The sequence below is a fragment of the Oscillibacter valericigenes genome (genome assembly GCF_021531435.1).
GTDB classification, from domain to species: domain Bacteria; phylum Bacillota; class Clostridia; order Oscillospirales; family Oscillospiraceae; genus Oscillibacter; species Oscillibacter valericigenes_B.
Map to the genome: position 1 here is coordinate 17283 of NZ_JAFBIS010000013.1, position 18454 is coordinate 35736.

At 64.4% G+C, this 18454-nt stretch carries 18 protein-coding genes; 7 read left to right on the forward strand and 11 right to left on the reverse strand.

Annotation, left to right across the window (positions count from 1 at the left end; translation table 11 throughout):
• Positions 1 to 12: 12 nt before the first annotated feature.
• From JQM68_RS08600 to JQM68_RS08640, 9 genes are all read right to left on the reverse strand, one after another.
• Positions 13 to 1671 carry a sensor histidine kinase gene (locus JQM68_RS08600; RefSeq protein WP_235222600.1) on the reverse strand — a complete coding sequence of 553 codons (1659 nt, stop codon included), beginning with the start codon at positions 1669 to 1671 and terminating at the stop codon, positions 13 to 15.
• 9 nt (positions 1672 to 1680) lie between these two features.
• A complete protein-coding gene (locus JQM68_RS08605; RefSeq protein WP_235222601.1) occupies positions 1681 to 2349 on the reverse strand; it encodes a response regulator transcription factor in 669 nt (222 codons plus the stop codon).
• Between the two features lie 50 nt (positions 2350 to 2399).
• Positions 2400 to 3059: an HD domain-containing protein gene (locus JQM68_RS08610; protein ID WP_235222602.1), complete on the reverse strand. Its 660-nt coding sequence runs from the start codon at positions 3057 to 3059 to the stop codon at positions 2400 to 2402.
• Between the two features lie 44 nt (positions 3060 to 3103).
• On the reverse strand, positions 3104 to 3751 hold the full coding sequence (gene phoU, locus JQM68_RS08615) for a phosphate signaling complex protein PhoU (RefSeq protein WP_235222603.1): 648 nt from the start codon (positions 3749 to 3751) through the stop codon (positions 3104 to 3106).
• Positions 3752 to 3764: 13 nt separating this feature from the next.
• A complete protein-coding gene (pstB, locus tag JQM68_RS08620; RefSeq protein WP_235222604.1) occupies positions 3765 to 4520 on the reverse strand; it encodes a phosphate ABC transporter ATP-binding protein PstB in 756 nt (251 codons plus the stop codon).
• A 1-nt stretch (position 4521) separates the two neighbouring features.
• Positions 4522 to 5376, reverse strand: a complete 855-nt coding sequence (gene pstA, locus JQM68_RS08625) for a phosphate ABC transporter permease PstA (protein WP_235222605.1) — start codon at positions 5374 to 5376, stop codon at positions 4522 to 4524.
• Between the two features lie 3 nt (positions 5377 to 5379).
• Positions 5380 to 6240 (reverse strand): phosphate ABC transporter permease subunit PstC, encoded by an 861-nt coding sequence (pstC, locus tag JQM68_RS08630; RefSeq protein ID WP_235222652.1) that lies wholly within the window; start codon positions 6238 to 6240, stop codon positions 5380 to 5382.
• Positions 6241 to 6434: 194 nt separating this feature from the next.
• Positions 6435 to 7313, reverse strand: coding sequence for a phosphate ABC transporter substrate-binding protein (locus JQM68_RS08635; RefSeq protein ID WP_235222606.1), 879 nt, complete (start codon positions 7311 to 7313; stop codon positions 6435 to 6437).
• Between the two features lie 236 nt (positions 7314 to 7549).
• Complete coding sequence (locus JQM68_RS08640) at positions 7550 to 8743, reverse strand: dicarboxylate/amino acid:cation symporter (RefSeq protein ID WP_235222607.1); 1194 nt, start codon at positions 8741 to 8743, stop codon at positions 7550 to 7552.
• Between the two features lie 304 nt (positions 8744 to 9047).
• Here JQM68_RS08640 and pfkA point away from each other — a divergent pair, with 304 nt between their 5' ends.
• Entirely contained in the window at positions 9048 to 10058 is a 1011-nt protein-coding gene (gene pfkA / locus JQM68_RS08645; protein WP_235222608.1) for a 6-phosphofructokinase, read from the forward strand.
• 53 nt (positions 10059 to 10111) lie between these two features.
• Here the strand turns inward: pfkA and JQM68_RS08650 are convergent, their stop codons facing one another.
• Positions 10112 to 11581: a TrkH family potassium uptake protein gene (locus JQM68_RS08650; RefSeq protein ID WP_235222609.1), complete on the reverse strand. Its 1470-nt coding sequence runs from the start codon at positions 11579 to 11581 to the stop codon at positions 10112 to 10114.
• A gap of 14 nt (positions 11582 to 11595) precedes the next feature.
• Positions 11596 to 12960 carry a Trk system potassium transporter TrkA gene (gene trkA / locus JQM68_RS08655; protein WP_235222610.1) on the reverse strand — a complete coding sequence of 455 codons (1365 nt, stop codon included), beginning with the start codon at positions 12958 to 12960 and terminating at the stop codon, positions 11596 to 11598.
• A gap of 268 nt (positions 12961 to 13228) precedes the next feature.
• Here trkA and acpP point away from each other — a divergent pair, with 268 nt between their 5' ends.
• The 6 genes from acpP (at position 13229) to JQM68_RS08685 (ending at position 17933) form a co-directional block, all read left to right on the forward strand.
• Positions 13229 to 13459 carry an acyl carrier protein gene (acpP, locus tag JQM68_RS08660; RefSeq protein WP_235222611.1) on the forward strand — a complete coding sequence of 77 codons (231 nt, stop codon included), beginning with the start codon at positions 13229 to 13231 and terminating at the stop codon, positions 13457 to 13459.
• Positions 13460 to 13531: 72 nt separating this feature from the next.
• On the forward strand, positions 13532 to 13948 hold the full coding sequence (locus JQM68_RS08665; protein ID WP_235222612.1) for an acetyl-CoA carboxylase biotin carboxyl carrier protein: 417 nt from the start codon (positions 13532 to 13534) through the stop codon (positions 13946 to 13948).
• Positions 13942 to 15333 (forward strand): acetyl-CoA carboxylase biotin carboxylase subunit, encoded by a 1392-nt coding sequence (accC, locus tag JQM68_RS08670; protein ID WP_235222613.1) that lies wholly within the window; start codon positions 13942 to 13944, stop codon positions 15331 to 15333. The genes JQM68_RS08665 and accC overlap by 7 nt, the downstream gene beginning before the upstream one ends.
• Positions 15330 to 16187 (forward strand): acetyl-CoA carboxylase, carboxyltransferase subunit beta, encoded by an 858-nt coding sequence (gene accD, locus JQM68_RS08675; RefSeq protein ID WP_235222614.1) that lies wholly within the window; start codon positions 15330 to 15332, stop codon positions 16185 to 16187. The genes accC and accD overlap by 4 nt, the downstream gene beginning before the upstream one ends.
• The gene (locus JQM68_RS08680) at positions 16180 to 16989 is read left to right on the forward strand and encodes an acetyl-CoA carboxylase carboxyltransferase subunit alpha (RefSeq protein ID WP_235222615.1); all 810 of its coding nucleotides are present in this window, start codon (positions 16180 to 16182) and stop codon (positions 16987 to 16989) included. Before accD ends, JQM68_RS08680 begins: the two co-directional genes overlap by 8 nt.
• Positions 16986 to 17933, forward strand: a complete 948-nt coding sequence (locus JQM68_RS08685) for a beta-ketoacyl-ACP synthase III (protein WP_235222616.1) — start codon at positions 16986 to 16988, stop codon at positions 17931 to 17933. Before JQM68_RS08680 ends, JQM68_RS08685 begins: the two co-directional genes overlap by 4 nt.
• Positions 17934 to 18454: the final 521 nt, after the last annotated feature.

Genomic DNA, 18454 nt, shown 5'->3' on the forward strand with positions numbered 1-18454 from the left:
CGGAGCTTTTGCTTATTCTGTGATTTTGGGAAATACCAGCGTGAAGGTGCTGCCCTTCCCCGGCTCGCTCTCCAGCTCCACCCGGGCGCCCAGATAGGCCGCGCCGTGCTTCACGATGGACAGGCCCAGGCCGGTGCCGCCGCTGGAGTGGCTCTTATCCACCCGGTAGAACCGCTCGAACACCCTCGTCTGGGCCTCCGGGGGGATGCCGATGCCCGTGTCCCGCACCGTGACCCGTCCGCCCTCCGGCGTATCCGCCACCGTGACGGTGACGCTGCCGCCGGGCCTGTTGTAGGCGATGGCGTTGTCGCAGAGGTTGTAGATCAGCTCCTCCACGATCTGGGGCACGCCCCGGGCGCAGGCCGGGCCGCCCTCAAGGGTCATGGTGACCTGCTTGTTCTCCGCCGCGGGCGCCAGCTGGCGCAAGACCTCCTCCGCCGCGTCGTGGAGGTCCACGGTCTCCCACTGGGCGGTGGGGCCGCCCTCGTCCAGCCGGGAGAGCTTGATGATGTCGTTCACCAGGCCGATGAGCCGCTGGGCCTCCCGGTGGATGTTCCCGGCAAAGTGGGGGATGTCCCCGGCCTTCACCATGCCGTTTTCCAGAATTTCCGCCGTGCCCAGGATGGCCGTCAGGGGCGTTTTCAGCTCATGGGACACATTGGCGGTGAACTCCCGCCGCAGGGCCTCCCGCTGCTCCTGCTCCGTCACATCCAGCACGATGATCACCGCGCCGCCGGTCTGTCCGTCCAGCTCCACGGGACTTGCAAAGAGCCGGCGGCAGCCGTCCTCCCGCTCCAGCAGTTCCTCCCGGCGGCGGCCCGCCAGGGCCTCCTCCACGCAGCGGCGGAAGCCCGGCTCCCGGTTCAGCGTCAGGACGCTCTCCCCCTCGGCCGGGGCCTGGGCGTTCAGCAGCCGCAGAGCCGCCGCGTTATAGGACAGCACCCGGGTGTCCCGGTCGATGACCAGCAGGCCCTCGCTCATGTTGCCGGTGATGGCGGCGAATTCCTCCCGCTGGCGGCGCAGGTCCTCCATCTGGCGGCTGATCTGCCGCTTCTGGCTGCGGAGCTTGCCCACCAGGGGCGCCAGCTCCTCGTAGTCGATCTCGTCGCCGGGGTCGTTCAGGTCCACGGCGTTGATGGGCTCCACCAGCTGCCGGGCCAGACGGCCCGCCAGCCACAGCGCCAGGCAGAAGGCCAGCACCATCACCAGCGCCACCGGCTGCAGCGCCTGGAGCACCAGCATCCACACGGAATACTGGGTGTCCGACACCCGCAGCACGGAGCCGTCGGACAGCCGCAGGGCGTAGTACAGCGTCTTTTGGGACAGGGTATCCGAATACCGGGCGGCGTGGCCCCTGCCCAGCACCAGCGCCTCATGGACCTCGGAGCGGTCCGCGTGGTTTTCCATCTTAGCGGGGTCCTCCCGGTTGTCCCAGAGGACGGCGCCGTCGGCGGCCACCCAGGTCACCCGGCAGTCGTTGGGAAACCCGTCCTCCAGATACGCCATCCCCTCATGCTCGATACCCAGGGCAATGTAGGAGGTGCGGCTGGCCAGCTCCTCCAGGACCCGGTCCTGAAAATAGCCGTGGAGCACCCCCACGATCAGCACCAGGCTGGCCAGCAGCACCGTCAGGGCCACCGTCAGCGTGGCGCGGAAAATTCGTTTTGTCATGGGCCGCCCTCAGCTTTCCCGGCTGATCTTGTAGCCGTAGCCCCGGACGGTCTCGATGTAGGCCCCCGCCTCCCCCAGCTTCTGCCGGAGGGTGCGGACGTGGACGTCCACCGTGCGGCTCTCGCCGGTGAAGGCGTAGCCCCACACATCCTCGATGAGCCGCTCCCGGGAGAGCACCTGCCCCCGGTTTTTCAGCAGCAGGCACAGCACCTCGAACTCCTTTTGGGTCAGGATGACCTCCTGACCGTTCACCGTGACGGTGTGGCGGGTCTGGTCCACGGTCAGCACGCCGCAGCGGTAAATGTCCGCCTCCCGCTGGGTCCGGCGCAGCAGCGCCCGGATGCGGGAGAGCAGCTCCATCATGCCGAAGGGCTTGGCCAGGTAGTCATCCGCCCCGGCGTCCAGGCCCAGGACCTTGTCGTACTCGGTGCCCTTGGCTGTCAGCATGATGACCGGCAGCTTGCTGGTACGGGCGGAGGAGCGGAGCTTTTTCAGCACGGAGATGCCGTCCTCCTCCGGCAGCATGATGTCCAGCAGCACCAGGGAGGGGATGTGCTCCGCCACGGCCTCCCAGAACGCGGAGGGCAGGGGAAAGCCCCGGGCTTCCATGCCCTGGCTTTGCAGGGTGTAGAGAACTAAGTCCCGGATGCTGTCGTCGTCTTCCAGTAAGTAGATCATAGTTGCCTCCTATGTAACTCCCCAAACCGGGGAGGACGGGCCAGCACCTCTCAAATGAGCTGCTGCTCGTTGATCATCAGCTTGAACTGCAGTCCCAGCTTTTCCGCCGCCTTGCGGCAGAGGATCATGCGCTGCATGAAAATCTCAAAATAGTCCATGACGGAGCCGTACTTCGTATCCACCGACAGCTTCAGCTTGATGAGGGTGTGCTCCTCGTTGATCTTCAGCTGAGACTTTTTCACCGAGTAGTTCACCCGGTCATGGATGTCGAAGGTGGCGGGGTCCTGGTTCCGGACACGGCTGCGGCGGACGTCGGACTTGTCCGCCAAAATCAGCGCCGCCGCCACAGCGTTCACCGGCTGGCCGGTGCCCTCGTCGTGGTTGCCGATGGCGGTGACGATGGTGGCGATCTCCTCCGGGTCGCAGTTCAGGTTGTCCAGAATGCGGAAGGCCATCACCGCGCCGGACTGGGAGTGGTCCACCCGGTTCACCAGGTTCCCGATGTCGTGGAGAAATGCGGCGATGCGGGCGATCTCCACCGTCCGGGCGGGGTAGCCCAGGGTCTCCAGAATATAGGCGGCGTTCTCCGCCACCATGGTCACGTGGGCGAAGCTGTGCTCCGTGAAGCCCAGAGCGATGAGGGACTCGTCCGCCCGCTGGATATAGGTGCGGATGGCGGCGTTGTTTTTCACGTCTTCAAAGGTCAGCAATGCCGGTCTCTCCTTTCATGGGGAGCGGCACTGCCGCCTCCCTTTTAATTGTTCGAGGGGTGTACGCCCGTGATGGAATATTCCACCCATTCGGCGACATTGGTGGCGTGGTCGCCGATGCGCTCCAGATACTTCGCCACCATCAGCAGGTCCAGTCCCTGCTGGCCCCAGGCGGCGTCGGAGGCGATCATGTCGATGAGCTCCTGCTTCACCTGGCTGAACAGCTCGTCCACCCGGTCGTCGGCGGCGCAGACGGAACGGGCCAGCTCCAGGTCCTTCTTCACAAAGGAATCCACGCTGTCGGTCACCATGCCGATGACCGCCCGGGTCATGTCGGCGATGTGCAGCACGCCGGAGCCGTCCGGCACCCGGACGTAGGATGTCAGCTCCGCGATGTCCGCCGCCTGGTCGCCGATGCGCTCCAGGTCGGAGATCATTTTCAGGGCCGCGGAGATCTCCCGCAGGTCCCGGGCCACGGGCTGCTGCTGCAGCAGGAGTTTTAAGCACAGGTTCTCCACATCCCGCTCCCGCCGGTCCAGCTCCCGCTCCGACTCCACGGCAGCGGACGCCAGGGAGACGTCTCCCTTCAGCAGGGCTTCCGCGGCGGCGGAGATGGCGTCCTCACAGGCGGCGCCCATCTGGATCAGCTCCACATGGAGCCGCTTCAGCTGCTCGTCAAATTTATTTCTCATCTCAGCATCCTCCTTATCCGAACCGACCGGTGATGTAGTCTTCCGTGCGCTTGTCGGTGGGGTTGGAGAACAGCTGCTCCGTTTTGCCGAACTCCACCAGCTCTCCCAGCAGGAAGAAGGCCGTGTTATCCGAAATACGGGCGGCTTGCTGCATATTGTGCGTCACCATGATGACAGTATACTTGTTTTTCAGCTCCGCCGCAAGGTCTTCGATCTTAGAAGTGGAAATGGGGTCCAGGGCGCTGGTGGATTCGTCCATCAGCAGCACCTCCGGTTCCACCGCCAGGGCACGGGCGATGCACAGCCGCTGCTGCTGGCCGCCGGAGAGTCCCAGGGCGCTCTTTTTCAGCCGGTCCTTCACCTCGTCCCAGATGGCCGCAGAACGCAGGGATTTCTCCACGATCTCGTCCAGTTGGACTTTGGAGCGGATACCATGCGTCCGGGGGCCGTAGGCCACGTTGTCGTAGATGCTCATGGGGAAGGGGTTGGCCTTCTGGAACACCATGCCGATCTGCTTGCGCAGCCACGTGGGGTCCACGCCGCTGTCATAGATGCTCTGCCCGTGGAAGTCCACCTCGCCGGTGATCTTCACGGAATGGATCAGGTCGTTCATGCGGTTCAGCGTCCGCAGGAAGGTGGATTTGCCGCAGCCGGAGGGTCCGATGAAGGCCGTGATCTCATGCTCCGGGATGTCCACGTTCACACTGTGGAGGGCATGGTTCTGGCCGTACCACAGGTTCAGGTCTTTTGCTTGTAAAATCGTAGCCATGTCATTCTCCCTTTTTCAGTTTCTTCCCCGCGCAGTTCGCGGCCAGGTTGATGAGGAAGGTCAGCACCATCAGAATCGCGGCGATGGCGAAGGCCACGCCGGTCTCGCCCCGCTCGCCCGCGTAGACGTACAGCGCCACCGTCAGCGTGGCGGAGGAGGACTGGAGGGCGGTGAAGAAGTCGTTGAGCACCAGGCCGAAGCCGGCGGTGAACAGCAGCGCCGCGCTCTCGCCCACGATGCGGCCCACCGCCAGAATGCAGCCGGTGACGATGCCGTCGATGGCGTTGGGCAGCACCACGGTGCGGACCATGTGCCACTTCCCCGCCCCCAGGCCCAGGGCGCCCTCCCGGTAGGACTGGGGGACGGTCTTGAGGCTCTCCTGGGTGGTGCGGACGATGGTGGGCAAAATCATAATGACCAGGGTCAGGCCGCCCGCCAGGATGCCCGGGGCCAGGCCCAGCTTCTGGACGAAGAACAGCATACCCACCAGGCCGAAGATGATGGAGGGGATGCCCGTCAGGGTCTCGGTGGCGAACTCGATGAGCTCCACCACCTTGTGGTTGGTGGCGTATTCCGTCAGGTAGATGGCGGCGCCCACCCCCAGGGGCAGGACGATGAGCATGGCCACGAAGATGATATAGAGGGTGTTCAGGATGTTGGGCAGGATGCCGATGGTGCCCTTGATATAGCTGGTCTGGCTGGTCAGCAGCTCCCAGGAGATGTTGCCGAGACCCCGGTAGAAGATATAGCCGATGAGGAACACCAGCAGGGCGCAGGTGACGCCCGCGCAGACCCACAGCAGGGCCCGCAGGCCCTTATCGTAGACCTGGTGGCGGGGGGATAGCTTCTGTTCCACGGCTCAGTCCTCCTTTTTGTTCTTGATGAACACATTCAGCAGCACGTTGATGAGCATGATGAACAAAAACAGCACAAGGCCGATGGAGTACAGGGCGTTGCGCTGGAGGCTGCCGTAGGCGGCGTAGCTCATCTCCGAGGCGATGGCGGTGGTGAGGAAGCGGACGGAGGTGAACAGGCCCGGCATATTCGCCACGTTGCCCGCCACCATGATGATCGCCATGGCCTCGCCGATGGCACGGCCCACGCCCAGGACAACCGCCGTCGCCACACCGCTGCTGGCGGCGGGCAGGGACACCCGGAAATAAGTCTCGATCTCCGTGGCGCCCAGGGCCAGGGACGCCTCCTCATACTCCTGGGGCACGGCCCGGAGGGCGGTCTCCGACACATTGATGATGGAGGGCAAAATCATAATGGCCAGCACGATGATGGCTGCCAGCAGGCAGGCGCCGGAGCTGAGGCCGAACAGGTCCCGGATGGCGGGCACCAGCACGATCATGCCCACCAGACCGTAGACCACGGAGGGGATGCCCGCCAGCAGCTCCACGGCGGTCTTAATGACACGGGCGGCTTTGGGCGGCGCCACCTTCGCCAGGAAGATGGCGGTCATGAGTCCGATGGGCACGCCGATGAGGACCGCCCCGGCGGTGCCGTAGACGGAGGTCAGGATAAAGGGCAGGATGCCGAAGGAGGGCTCCACCGTGGTAACGGTGGGGGCCCAGGTCTTGCCGAACAGGAACTTCACCAGGCCGATCTCCCGGATGGCGGGCAGGCCGGAGATGATGAGGTAGATGCTGATGAACAGCACGAAGGCCACCGCCACCACGCCGCACAGCAAAAACAGCAGGTGGAAGAACAGCTCCATGGCCTCCCGGCCGCTCCGCTTCTGTCCGGCTCCGCCGCCCTGTTTCTTTTCCTCCGTCCGGCGCCGGGTGGGTGAGCGCAATGCGTTTTCCATTTCCATAGTTTTGAACTCCTTCCGGTGACGGGAACAGCCCCCACCCTGTTTTTCCGAGGGTGAGGGCGTTCCCAAGAGGGGGTGGGACGTTAGTGTTTGGATCAGGCCACGGGCACGGCGCCGGCGCCGCGGATCAGGTCATTGGCGGCGGAAGAAGTGGCGAAGTCGAAGAAGGCCTGGGCCTGGGCGCTGAGGGCCACGCCGTCCTTGGTGACGAACACGAAGGGACGCTGGATCTCATAGCTGCCGTCCAGGACGGTCTCCTCACTGCACACAACACCGCCCACGGTGACGGCCTTGACGGTATCCTTCAGGGCGGACAGGGAGGCATAGCCGATGGCGTTGGGGTTGCCCGCCACAGCCTCGATGACGGCGCCGGTGGAGGTCAGCTCCTGGTCCATCTTGCAGGCGTCCTTCGTGCCGGTGATGGACTCGAAGCCGTCCCGGGTGCCGGAGCCGGCTTCACGGCCGATGCAGGAGATGGTGCCGGCGGCGCCGCCCAGCTCGCTCCAGTCGGTGATCTCGCCGGTGAAGATCTTGGCGATCTGCTCCACGGTCAGGTCCTCCACGCCATTTGCGGGGTTGACGATGACGGCGATGCCGTCCAGGGCCACGGTGGTGCCCACCAGACGGTCGGCCTTCTCCTCGTCCTTCAGGGCGCGGGAGGAAAGGCCGATGTCGGCGCTGCCGTTGGAGGCAGCCTCGATGCCCGCGCCGGAGCCGGTGGCGTCATAGGTGACGGAGACGCCGCTGTTGTCGGACATGAACTGCTCACCCAGGGCGCCCACCACCTTCTCCATGGAGGTAGAGCCGTTCAGCGCCACGGCGCCGGACAGCGGGGCGGGTGCGGCCTCGGCGGGCTGTTCCGTCTTGGTGTCGTTGGTTTCAGCGGGCTGCTCTTCCTTCTTGGAAGAACCGCAGCCGGCCAGCAGGCTCAGGGCCATGGTCAGGGTCAGCAGAATGGCAAATACTTTTTTCATCGTGATGATTCTCCTTTTTTCATATGTCTGTTGCTTGATGTTACCCTCGGCGTGCAAAGGGCAATACGCCTGCCAGCGGCTAACATCAACGCTGGCGGCGTCATCGTCCTCGGTGGGCTGCCACGGCCTTAGTATAAACAGGCCAACGTAAAATCCGTCACCACGACATTGTTAAGTCTGGGTAAAATAAAAACCGGGACCGCTTTTGCGGTCCCGGTTCAGGGAAGATATGCTTTTTACAGGACGGGCGTCTCCCGCTCCTCGCTCTTCAGGCCGTGCTTTTCGGCATAGCCGGTGAGCATCAGCGTCAGGGCGCCGTCGCCGGTGACGTTGCAGGCGGTGCCGAAGCTGTCCTGCAGGGCGAAGATGGCCAGCATCAGTCCGGTACCCTCGTCGCCGAACAGCAGGATGCCGGTGATGAGGCCCAGGGAGGCCATGACGGTGCCGCCGGGAACGCCGGGGGCGCCGATGGCGAAGATGCCCAGCAGCAGGCAGAACAGCACCATGGTCCCCACGGAGGGGATGGAGCCGTAGAGCATCTTGGAGATGGTCATGACGAAGAACACCTCCGTCAGCACGGAGCCGCACAGGTGGATGTTGGCGAACAGGGGGATGCCGAAGCTGACCATGTCGTGGCGCAGCACCTTACTTTTGCGGGCGCAGTCCAGAGCCACCGCCAGCGTGGCGGCGGAGGACATGGTGCCCACGGCAGTGAGGTAGGCGGGGCCATAGTGCCGCAGGACCTCCCAGGGATTCTTCTTGGAATAGGCGCCGGCCAGCAGGTACAGCACCGCCAGCCAGATGTAGTGGCCCAGCATGACGATGAGGATGATCTGCAGGAAGGCGGGCAGCTGGCGGGTGATCATGCCCTCAAAGCTCAGGTTGCAGAAGGTGGCGGCGATGTAGAACGGCAGCACGGGAATGATGACCTTCTTCACGATGTCCAGCACGATGTCCTGGAACTCCGCCAGGAGGCCGATGAACCGCTGGGACTTGGTCCAGGTAGCCGCCAGGCCGATGAGAACGGACAGCACCAGGGCGCTCATGACCGGCATGATCTGGGGGATGTTCAGCTCGAACACCACGCCGGGCAGCTCCCGCAGGCCCTCCACGCTGGTGTCGATGGACAGGTGGGGGATCAGGGCATAGCCGGCCCCCATGGACATCAGCGCCGCGCAGATGGACGAGACATAGGCAATCACTACCGCCACGCCCAGCAGCCGGGACGCGTTGGCGCCCAGCTTCGTGATGGACGGCGCGATGAAGCCAATGATGATCAGCGGCACGCAGAAGGTGATGAGCTGACCCATGATGTACTGCAGCGTGACGATGACTTTCATCACGCTCTCCGGGAATACCAGGCCGCAGATAATACCGACGGCAATGCCCAGTATCAATCGGAACGGCAGGCTGCTGAAGATTTTTTTCATGTGTTACCCCTCCTCAATTTCCGCCGCGGTTCGACACGGCGGACTTGTTTTATAGTAGCGTACGGCTCCCGAAAAGTCAACGGCGCTCCGCTCGCTCCGGCGACGCTTTTCTTCTTTTATCATCATTTTTATATAAAACAAAATCGTTTTCCTGTTTATTTTTCCTTTTTTACGTGAATGTTATTGACACGAAAATTCACTCTCTGGTATCATGCAGAAAGGTGGCTGCCGCTGCCACGGAGCCACCTTTCTGCCAAATTTACCAGTATCAGGAAAGCATTTTGGAAGGAGCGCGAGGAGACCTATGGAGAAACAGGTCAAACGTATTGGCGTTCTGACCAGCGGCGGCGACGCCCCTGGCATGAACGCAGCTGTCCGCGCCGTGGTCCGCACGGCCATCAGCCAGGGCGTCGAGTGCGTCGGTATCCGCCGGGGCTGGAACGGCCTCATCAACAGCGATTTCACCCACATGAGCGCCACCAGCGTCAGCCACATCATCAACAAGGGCGGCACCATCCTCTACACCGCCCGCAGCGAGGAGTTCCGGGAGCCCTCCGGCCGGGCCAAGGCCCTGTCCACCTGCAAGCTCCTGGGGCTGGACGGCATCGTGGCCATCGGCGGCGACGGCACCTTCCGGGGCGCCCTGGCCCTGAGCCGCCAGGCGGCGGAGCAGGGGATGGACCTGCAGGTCGTGGGCATTCCCGCCACCATCGACAACGACATCGGCTGCTCCCACTACACCATCGGCTTCGACACCGCCTGCAACACCGCCATCGAGTGCATCGACAAGCTGCGGGACACCATGCAGTCCCATGAGCGCTGCTCCGTGGTGGAGGTCATGGGCCGCCACGCGGGGTATCTGGCCCTGTACGTGGGTATCGCCGTGGGCGCCACCGCCGTGCTCATCCCCGAGCGGGAGCTGAACTTCGAGCAGGACATCGTGGAAAAGATCCGCCGCGCCCGGCTGTCTGGCACCACCCACTACATGATCGTGGTGGCCGAGGGCGCCGGCAGCGCCATGGACATCGGCAAGCGCATCCATGAGGAGATCGGCATCGATCCCCGTGTCACCGTTCTGGGCCACATCCAGCGGGGCGGCACACCCTCCGCCCGGGACCGGGAGACCGCCAGCCGCATGGGTTACCGGGCCGTCATGTCCCTCATCGAGGGCAAGGGCAACCGGGTGGTGGTCACCCAGGACGGCCGGGTCACCGATATGGACCTGGAGGAGGGCCTGCAGATGGCAAAGCCCTTCCCCATGGATCGCTATCAGATCCTGGAGTCCCTGTCCTGCCGTCAGCCCGGCCTGTTCTGACCGAAATCCATCAAAAAATCCCCCGGAGCAATGCTCCGGGGGATTTTTGCCGTTTACAGGGCGGGTTTGCGGCTGATGAGCCGCCGCTTCCAGATGGAGGGGGCGAACAGCAGCAGCATGGGGAAGATCTCCAGCCGGCCCACCAGCATGTCAAAGGACAGCAGCAGCTTGGCCGCCGGGGAGAACTGGGCGTAGTTGCCCATGGGCCCCACCACTTCCAGTCCGGGGCCGATGTTGTTGATACAGGCAGCCACGGCGGTAAAGACCGTGATCAGGTCGAACCGCTCCAGGGACAGCAGCAGCACGGAAACGGTGAAGATCAGAATATACACCGTCAGGAACAGGTGGACGCTGCGGATGCTCCGGTCCGTCAGGGGCTTGCCCTCGAACCGGACGGTGGTGACGGCGTTGGGATGGAGCATTTTCCGCATATCCCCCAGGGAGGTCTTGCACAAAATGACCACCCGGGCCACCTTGATGCCGCCGCCGGTGGAACCGGCGCAGGCGCCGATGAACATCAAGATCACCAGAATGGCCCGGGAAAACTCCGGCCAGAGGTTGAAATCCGCCGTGGCGAAGCCGGTGGTGGTGATGATGGAAGCCACCTGGAAGAAGGCGTACCGCAGGCTCTGAGCCACCGAGCCGTAGATATGTACGATGTCCGCCGCGATAGCCGCCACCGCCGCCGCCACGATGAGCAGATAGGCCCGCAGCTCCTCGGAGCGGAACACGTCCCGGAACCGTTTGATGAGCAGGAAATAGTACAGGTTGAAGTTGACGCCGAACAGCAGCATGAACACGCCGATGACCACGTCGAAATAGACGCTGTCATAGGCGCCCACGCTGAGGTTCCGGCAGCTGAAGCCGCCGGTGCCGGCGGTGCCGAAGGCGTGGATGCAGGCGTCGAACAGAGACATCCCGCCCAGCAGCAGCAGGACGATCTCAAGGATGGTCATGGCCAGATAGATGCCGTACAGGATCTTCGCCGTGTCGCCCATGCGACTCACCAGCTTGCCCACGGAGGGCCCGGGCACCTCCGCCCGCATCAGGTGCATGCCGTGGCCGTCGCCGGCACTCATGGGCAGGATGGCCATGACGAACACCAGCACGCCCATGCCGCCCACCCAGTGGGTGAAGCTGCGCCAGAACAGGATGCCCCGGTGCAGGGGCTCGATCTCCGTCAGGATGCTGGCGCCGGTGGTGGTGAAGCCGGAGACCGTCTCAAAAAAGGCGTCCACAAAACTTGGGATGTCCCCGGAGATGACAAAGGGCAGGGCGCCGAACGCACTCATCAGCACCCAGGCCAGCGCCACCACCGCGAAGCCGTCCCGGGCGTAAAGGGAGGATTTTTGGGGCGCCCGCAGGCCCAGCAGCAGTCCGATGAGGGCCAGCAGCAGCGCCGGGATCAGAAAGGGCGCCGCCGCCTCGCCGTAACCAAGGGCCACCGCCATCGGCAGCATCAGCAGGGCGGCTTCCGTCAGCAGGATGCGGCCGATGACGAAGCAGATCATTCGATAATTCAAGCCTCAGCCCGCCTTTACTCAGAAATAATGTCGTGGATGTCCTGAAGGGTCGTGTCCGTGGTGACGACGATGACGTCGTCGTGGACATGGAGCACGTCATTGCCGGAGGGGATGACGATGCGGCCGTTCTGCCGCACGATGCCCGCCAGCAGGATGCCGCTTTTCAGCTTCAGGTCCTTCAGAGGCACCCCCACGAAGGGCACCTCCTCCGTCACGCCGAACTCCAGGGCCTCCACCGCGCCGTCCACCAGCCGGTGGAGGGTCTTGACCCGGGCGCCGGAGGCGCTCTGCATGGCCCGGACATACTGGACGATCAGCTCCGTAGTGACGGAGCGGGCGGAGACGATGCTGTCGATCATGCTGGCGTCGGACACCAGGTCCACCAGGGAGCGGCGGTTGATCTTCGCCACCACCTTGCAGTCCCCGGACTGCTTGGCGGCGCACATGGACATGAGGATGTTGGCCTCGTCGATGCCAGTGATGGCCACGAAAGCGTCGGTCTGTTCGATGCCCTCCTCATGGAGCAGCTCGCTGTCCGTGCCGTCGCCCACGATGACCAGGGCGCCGGGCAGCCGCTCGCTCATCTGGACGCACCGCTGCTCGCTCTGGTCGATGATCTTCACGCTCATGCCCATCTCCAGCAGCTCGGAGGCCAGATAGTAACAAATTTTGCTGGCGCCCACGATCATCACGCTGGACGCCCGGCCCCGGAACACACCCAGGTGCCGGAAGAACTGGGAGAGCTGGTCCGGCGAGGCGGTCAGGTAGATCTTATCCCCCGAGCGCAGCTCGAAATCGCCGGAGGGGATGATGGTCTCGCCGCGCCTAGACACGGCGCAGATCAGCACCCGGACCCGGATGTTCTTGTAGAGGTCCAGCAGCTTCATGCCGTGGAGGGCGGAGCCCTCCGGCAGGCGGTATTCCACCAGCTCCAGGCGGCCCTTGGAGAAGGACTCCAGCTTCATAGCCGCCGGGAACCGCAGCACACGGGCGATCTCCCGGGCGGTGGCCTTCTCCGGGTTGATGGCCATGGACAGGCCCAGCTCCTCCCGCATGAAGCGCAGCTGCGTCTCATACTCCGGGTTGCGGATGCGGGCGATGGTATGGCGCACCCCCAGCTTCTTCGCCACCAGGCACGCCAGAATGTTGATCTCGTCGCTGGAGGCCGTGGCGATCAGCAGGTCGGCCCGGCCCGCCTCCGCCTCCTTCTGCACCTCATAGCTGGCGCCGTTGCCGCAGACGCCCATCACATCGTAGATATTGATGATGTTTTCAATGAGCTGCGGGTTCTCGTCGATGACCGTCACCCGGTTCTCGGCGGAGAGCTGCTGCGTCAGCGCAAGTCCGACCTTGCCTGCGCCCACGATGATAATATTCATAAGCTTTTCTCCTGACAGTTTGTTGCTGTCTCCATTTTATACGATGCCGCCTAAATATGATATAAAGATAAGCTCCTGTTTGTATAAAGGGATTATAAAGGAAGTTTCGGAAAAAAGGAATACCTTTCCCCTGTCCCGCGAAAATTTTTTTACTTTTTTGATTTTCCGCTTGACAAACCGCCCCTCCCTGCATAGAATATGTTCAATTATTTTAGTTAAATTATTTTAATTAAAATAATTGATATTTCGATGTACAAGGAGAACTGTTATGGAATTCGAGAAAGTGCGCGACATCATCGTGGAGACCCTGGGCTGCGACGCTGAGGAAGTGACGCCCGAGGCCTCCCTGTCGGACGACCTGGGCGCCGATTCCCTGGCCGCCGTGGAGCTGGTGATGGCTCTGGAGGAGGCCACCGGCCTGTCCATCGCCGAGGAGGACGCCGCGAACCTCAAGACCGTGAGCGACATCCTGACCTACCTGGCCACTCACAAGAACTGATATTCAACCCCGCCGGAGGGAGCGGAAAAAATTCCTCCGGCGGGCCGATTTCCCGCCGCGAAAGGAAGTTCCATGACCAATCAAGAGATTTTTGACCTGATGGACCGTTTTCAGCGCAGCAGCATCCAGACCATGAAGCTGTCCACCCAGGAATTTACCATAGAGCTGAGCCGGGGCGGTGTCCCGGCTTCCGCCGCGCCCGTGGCTGCCGCCGCGCCCGCCGTGCCCGCCCCCGCCCCGGAGGCGAACGGCAAGGTCGTGACGGCGCCGCTGGTGGGCACCTTCTACGCCGCCCCCGCCCCGGAGAAGCCCCCCTTCGTCCGGGCGGGCGACCGGGTGAAAAAGGGCGACACCCTCTGCCTCATCGAGGCCATGAAGATGATGAGCGAAATTCCCGCCCCCTGCGACTGCGTCATTGAGGCGGTGCTGAAGGAAAGCGGCGAGCTGGTGTCCTTCGGCGAGCCGCTGCTGCGCTACAAGCCATGCTGAAGCGGGTTTTGATCGCCAACCGGGGCGAGATCGCCCTGCGGGTGCTGCGGGCCTGCCGGGAGCTGGACATTGAAACGGTGGCCGTCTACTCCACGGCGGACGCGGAGGCCCTCCATGTTCAGCTGGCCACCCAGTCTGTGTGCATCGGCCCGGCCAAAGCCGCCGACAGCTACCTGAACCGGGACGCCCTGCTGACCGTCGCCCGGGCCACCGGCTGCGACGGGCTCCATCCCGGCTACGGCTTTTTGTCCGAAAACGCCGACTTTGCCGACGCATGCGCCCGGGCGGGCGTCACCTTCATCGGCCCCTCTGGTGACGCCATCCGCAAGGCGGGCTCCAAGTCCGCCGCCCGGGAGTTGATGAAAGCGGCGGGGGTGCCTGTCACCCCCGGCTCCGACGGCCCCGTGTCCTCGGTGGAGGACGTCCTGGCGGCGGCGGAGCGGGTGGGGTATCCCGTGCTGCTGAAAGCCAGCGCCGGAGGCGGCGGTCGGGGCATCCGCCGGTGCGACAGCGCCGCCGACCTGCCCTCCGCCTACGCCGAAGCGAAAGCGGAGGCCAAGGCCTGCTTCGGCGACGACGAGATGTACCTCGAAAAGCTGGTGCTGCGGCCCCGGCACATCGAGTTTCAAATCCTGGCGGACCGGCAGGGCCACGTCATCCACCTGGGAGACCGGGACTGCTCCGTCCAGCGGCGGAACCAGAAGCTCATTGAGGAGGCCCCCGCCCGGTGCCTGTCCCCCCAGCTGCGCCAGGCCATGGGCGAAGCCGCTGTCCGGGCGGCCCGGGCCGTGGGCTACGAGGGCGCCGGGACAGTGGAATTCCTGCTGGACAGCGACGGAGAACACTTCTATTTCATGGAGATGAACACCCGCATCCAGGTGGAGCACGGCGTCACGGAGCTGGTGACCGGGGTGGACCTGGTGCGCCAGCAGCTCCGGGTGGCCTCCGGGCTGTCCCTGGACATCGCCCAGGAGGACGTGCGCCTCACCGGGCACGCCATCGAGTGCCGGGTGAACGCCGAGGACCCGGCGGCGGGGTTCCGCCCCTGCCCCGGCAAGGTGGAATTTCTCCACTTCCCCGGCGGCGCGGGCGTCCGGGTTGACTCCGCCCTGTACAACGGCTGCACCCTGTCCCCTTATTACGACTCCCTGGCGGCTAAGCTGATGGTCCACGCCCCTACCCGGCTGGAGGCCATCCGCAAGATGCGCCGCTGTCTGGAGGAGTTCGCCCTGGAGGGCTTCCCCACCAACGCGGAGCTCTCCTACGAAATTCTGTTTCATCCCACCTTTGTCCGGGGCGGCTGCACCACGGCCTTCCTGGACGAGAGCCTGCCGGAGCTGCTGGATTTCAGCCGCCGGGCGGGAGAACAGGACGGTGACGCGTGAACGACATCTTTGCAAAACGCCGGGCGCGGCTGCTGGCCATGAAAGCCATGCGGGACAACTACATCCCCGGCGACAAGCTGGTGACCTGCCCCAAGTGCGGGCGGGAGAGCGGGAAAAAAGCGGTGGCGGAGGGCTTGTCCATCTGTCCCCTCTGCGGCTACCATTTCCCCATCGGCGCCTATTACCGGCTCAGCACCGTGCTGGACTCCGGCATCTTCCGGGAGCTGAACGCGAAGCTCCCTGCCGCCGACCCCCTGGCCTTCCCCGGCTACGGGCCCAAGCTGGCCCTGGCCCAGCGGAAAACCGGGCTGACGGAGGCCGCCGTCACCGCCACGGGCGCCATCGGCGGCAGCAGGTGCGTGGTGGGCGTGCTGGACAGCCGCTTCCTCATGGGCAGCATGAGCGCCGCCGTGGGCGAGAAAATCACCCTCGCCATTGAGTACGCCACGAAAAACAAGCTGCCCCTCATCCTCTTCGCCGCCAGCGGCGGCGCCCGGATGCAGGAGGGCATTCTCTCCCTCATGCAGATGGCGAAGACCAGCGCCGCCCTGGCCCGGTTTTCGGAAAAGGGGCTGCTGTACATCTCCGTGCTGACGGACCCCACCACCGGCGGCGTCACCGCCAGCTTCGCCTCCCTGGGCGACGTCATCCTGGCGGAGCCGGGGGCCCTCATCGGCTTTGCCGGGCCACGGGTCATCCAGCAGACCATCGGCGAGACGCTGCCAGAGGGCTTCCAGACGGCGGAGTTCCAGATGGAACACGGCTTCGTGGACGCGGTGGTGCCCCGCTCCCAGATGCGGGACACCCTCATCAGGCTCCTGCGGCTCCACGGGAAAGGAGGCCGCCATGCGTGAAGTAACTGCCGCCGAGCGGGTGGCCATTGCCCGCCATCCCCAGCGGCCCAATATCACGGATTATATCGACGCCCTGTTCACCGACTTTTTTGAACAGCGGGGCGACCGGGCCTGCCGGGAGGACGCCGCTATTTTAGGCGGCGTGGCGCTGTTCCACGGCCGGCCTGTCACCGTCATCGGCCCCCGGAAGGGCAAGGCCCTGGAGGAAAACCTCCGGTGCAACTTCGGGATGCCGGGGCCGGAGGGCTACCGCAAGGCCCTGCGGCTGATGCGCCAGGCGGAGAAGTTCCACCGCCCCATCTTCACCTTTATTGACACCTCCGGCGCCTATCCCGGCCTGGAGGCCGAGGAGCGGGGCCAGGGCGAGGCCATCGCCAGGAACCTCTTTGAGATGAGCCGCCTGACGGTGCCGGTCATCGCCGTTGTCACCGGAGAGGGCAACAGCGGAGGCGCGCTGGCGCTGGCCGTGGCGGACCGGGTGCTGATGCTGGAGAACGCGGTGTACGCCATCCTCTCCCCGGAGGGCTTCGCCTCCATTTTGTGGAAGGACGCCCAGCGCTCCGGCGAGGCCGCCGGGCTGATGAAGCTCACCGCCCCGGAGCTGCTGGCCCTGGGCGTCATCGACGACATCATCCCCGAGCCTGACGGCGGCGCCCACACAGCCCCCGCCCAGGCCATCCGGGAGGTGGACCGCGCCCTGCGGCGCCACCTGGCCGCCCTCTCCAGGGAGAGCGGCGCAGCGCTGGCAAACCAGCGGTATCAAAAATTCCGGCACATGGGCGCCGGGAAGGAGGAACCATGAACGGCATCAAGCTCCGCGGCACCGGCCGCGCCGTCCCGACGGGCGTGGTTACCAATGACGACCTGGCCCGGAGGATGGACACCAGCGACGAGTGGATCACCTCCCGCACCGGCATCAAGCGGCGGTACCGCTGCGCCGCCGAGACCCACACGGACCTCTGTGTCCGGGCGGCAAAGGCCGCGTTGGAGCGGGCCGGGGTCTCCCCGGCGGACATCGGCGCCTGCATCGTGGCGACGGTCACGCCGGACACCGTCGTCCCCTCCGCCGCCTGTATGCTCCAGCGGGAGCTGGGCCTGCCGCAGGACATCCCCTGTTTCGACCTGAACGCCGCCTGCACCGGCTTCGTCTACGCCCTCCACACCATGGAGTGCCTGCTGAACGCCTCCCCCCGGAGGTTCGGGCTGGTGGTGGGGGCGGAGGCCCTGAGCCGCATCGTGGACTGGACCGACCGGAGCACCTGCATCCTCTTCGGCGACGGCGCCGGGGCTGCGGTGGTGGAGTGCCGGGAGGACTGGCCCTCCATCGGCGCGGTGCTGGGCAGCCGGGGCGACGACGAGCTGCTGCGGCTGCCCGGGCTCGGCATGGGAGAGGCGAATTTCCTCTCCATGGAGGGCACGAAGGTGTTCAAATTCGCTGTGGAGGCGGTGCCCGCCTGCATCGACGCGGTGCTGGACAAGGCGGGGATGACGGCGGAGGACGTGGATTTCTTCGTCTTCCACCAGGCCAACGCCCGCATCATCGACCTGGCGGTGCGGAAGTACCGCATCCCGCCGGAGAAATATTACAAAAACATTGAAAACTATGGAAATACCGCCGCCGCCAGTGTGCCGCTGGTGCTCAGCGAGCTGGAGGAGCAGGGCCGTATCGGTCCCGGCAGCCGGATGCTGGTGGTCGCCTTCGGCGGCGGCCTCACCTGGGGCGGGGCGATGATCGAGTTTGCGTGAGCTGTCCCCAGACCAGGGGACGGAGGATGCACCCCCCATTGTCGTCAAAAAAACTGCGCTATACTCACCCCGTCCTGACGGACAGGGCTCGCACCGCTACGTTGCTATTACTACCCACGCAGCGCGCAGCGAAGCGGAACGCGCGGGGCTAATGGTAAAACCCTTGCGACGACCTCCCACGAAAGAAGCAGTCAATGTGACAAATGCGGCTTAAACCCTCAATGTTCCACCGACCCAAAGCGCACTCCGGTACCACTCCGCAAATCACCGCCGCGCCTACTACGCGGCGACTCTCGCATTTAAGCAAAAAAGGCACCAACCGGTGCCGTTTTGCGCCAAAGCATCTTTTCTTTTGACCGTGAACGGCCGTTTGTCTCCGCCTAAGAGCCGCCGCTTTGCGGCGGTTGGCTCCGACACGCGCCTGCGGGCGCAGTCTTTTCGATGCATCGAAAAGAAAATGGGGGTTTATTCCCGCGCCGCAAAGCGGCGCATCCCCGTCCCGGCCCCGTGGGCCGATTTCT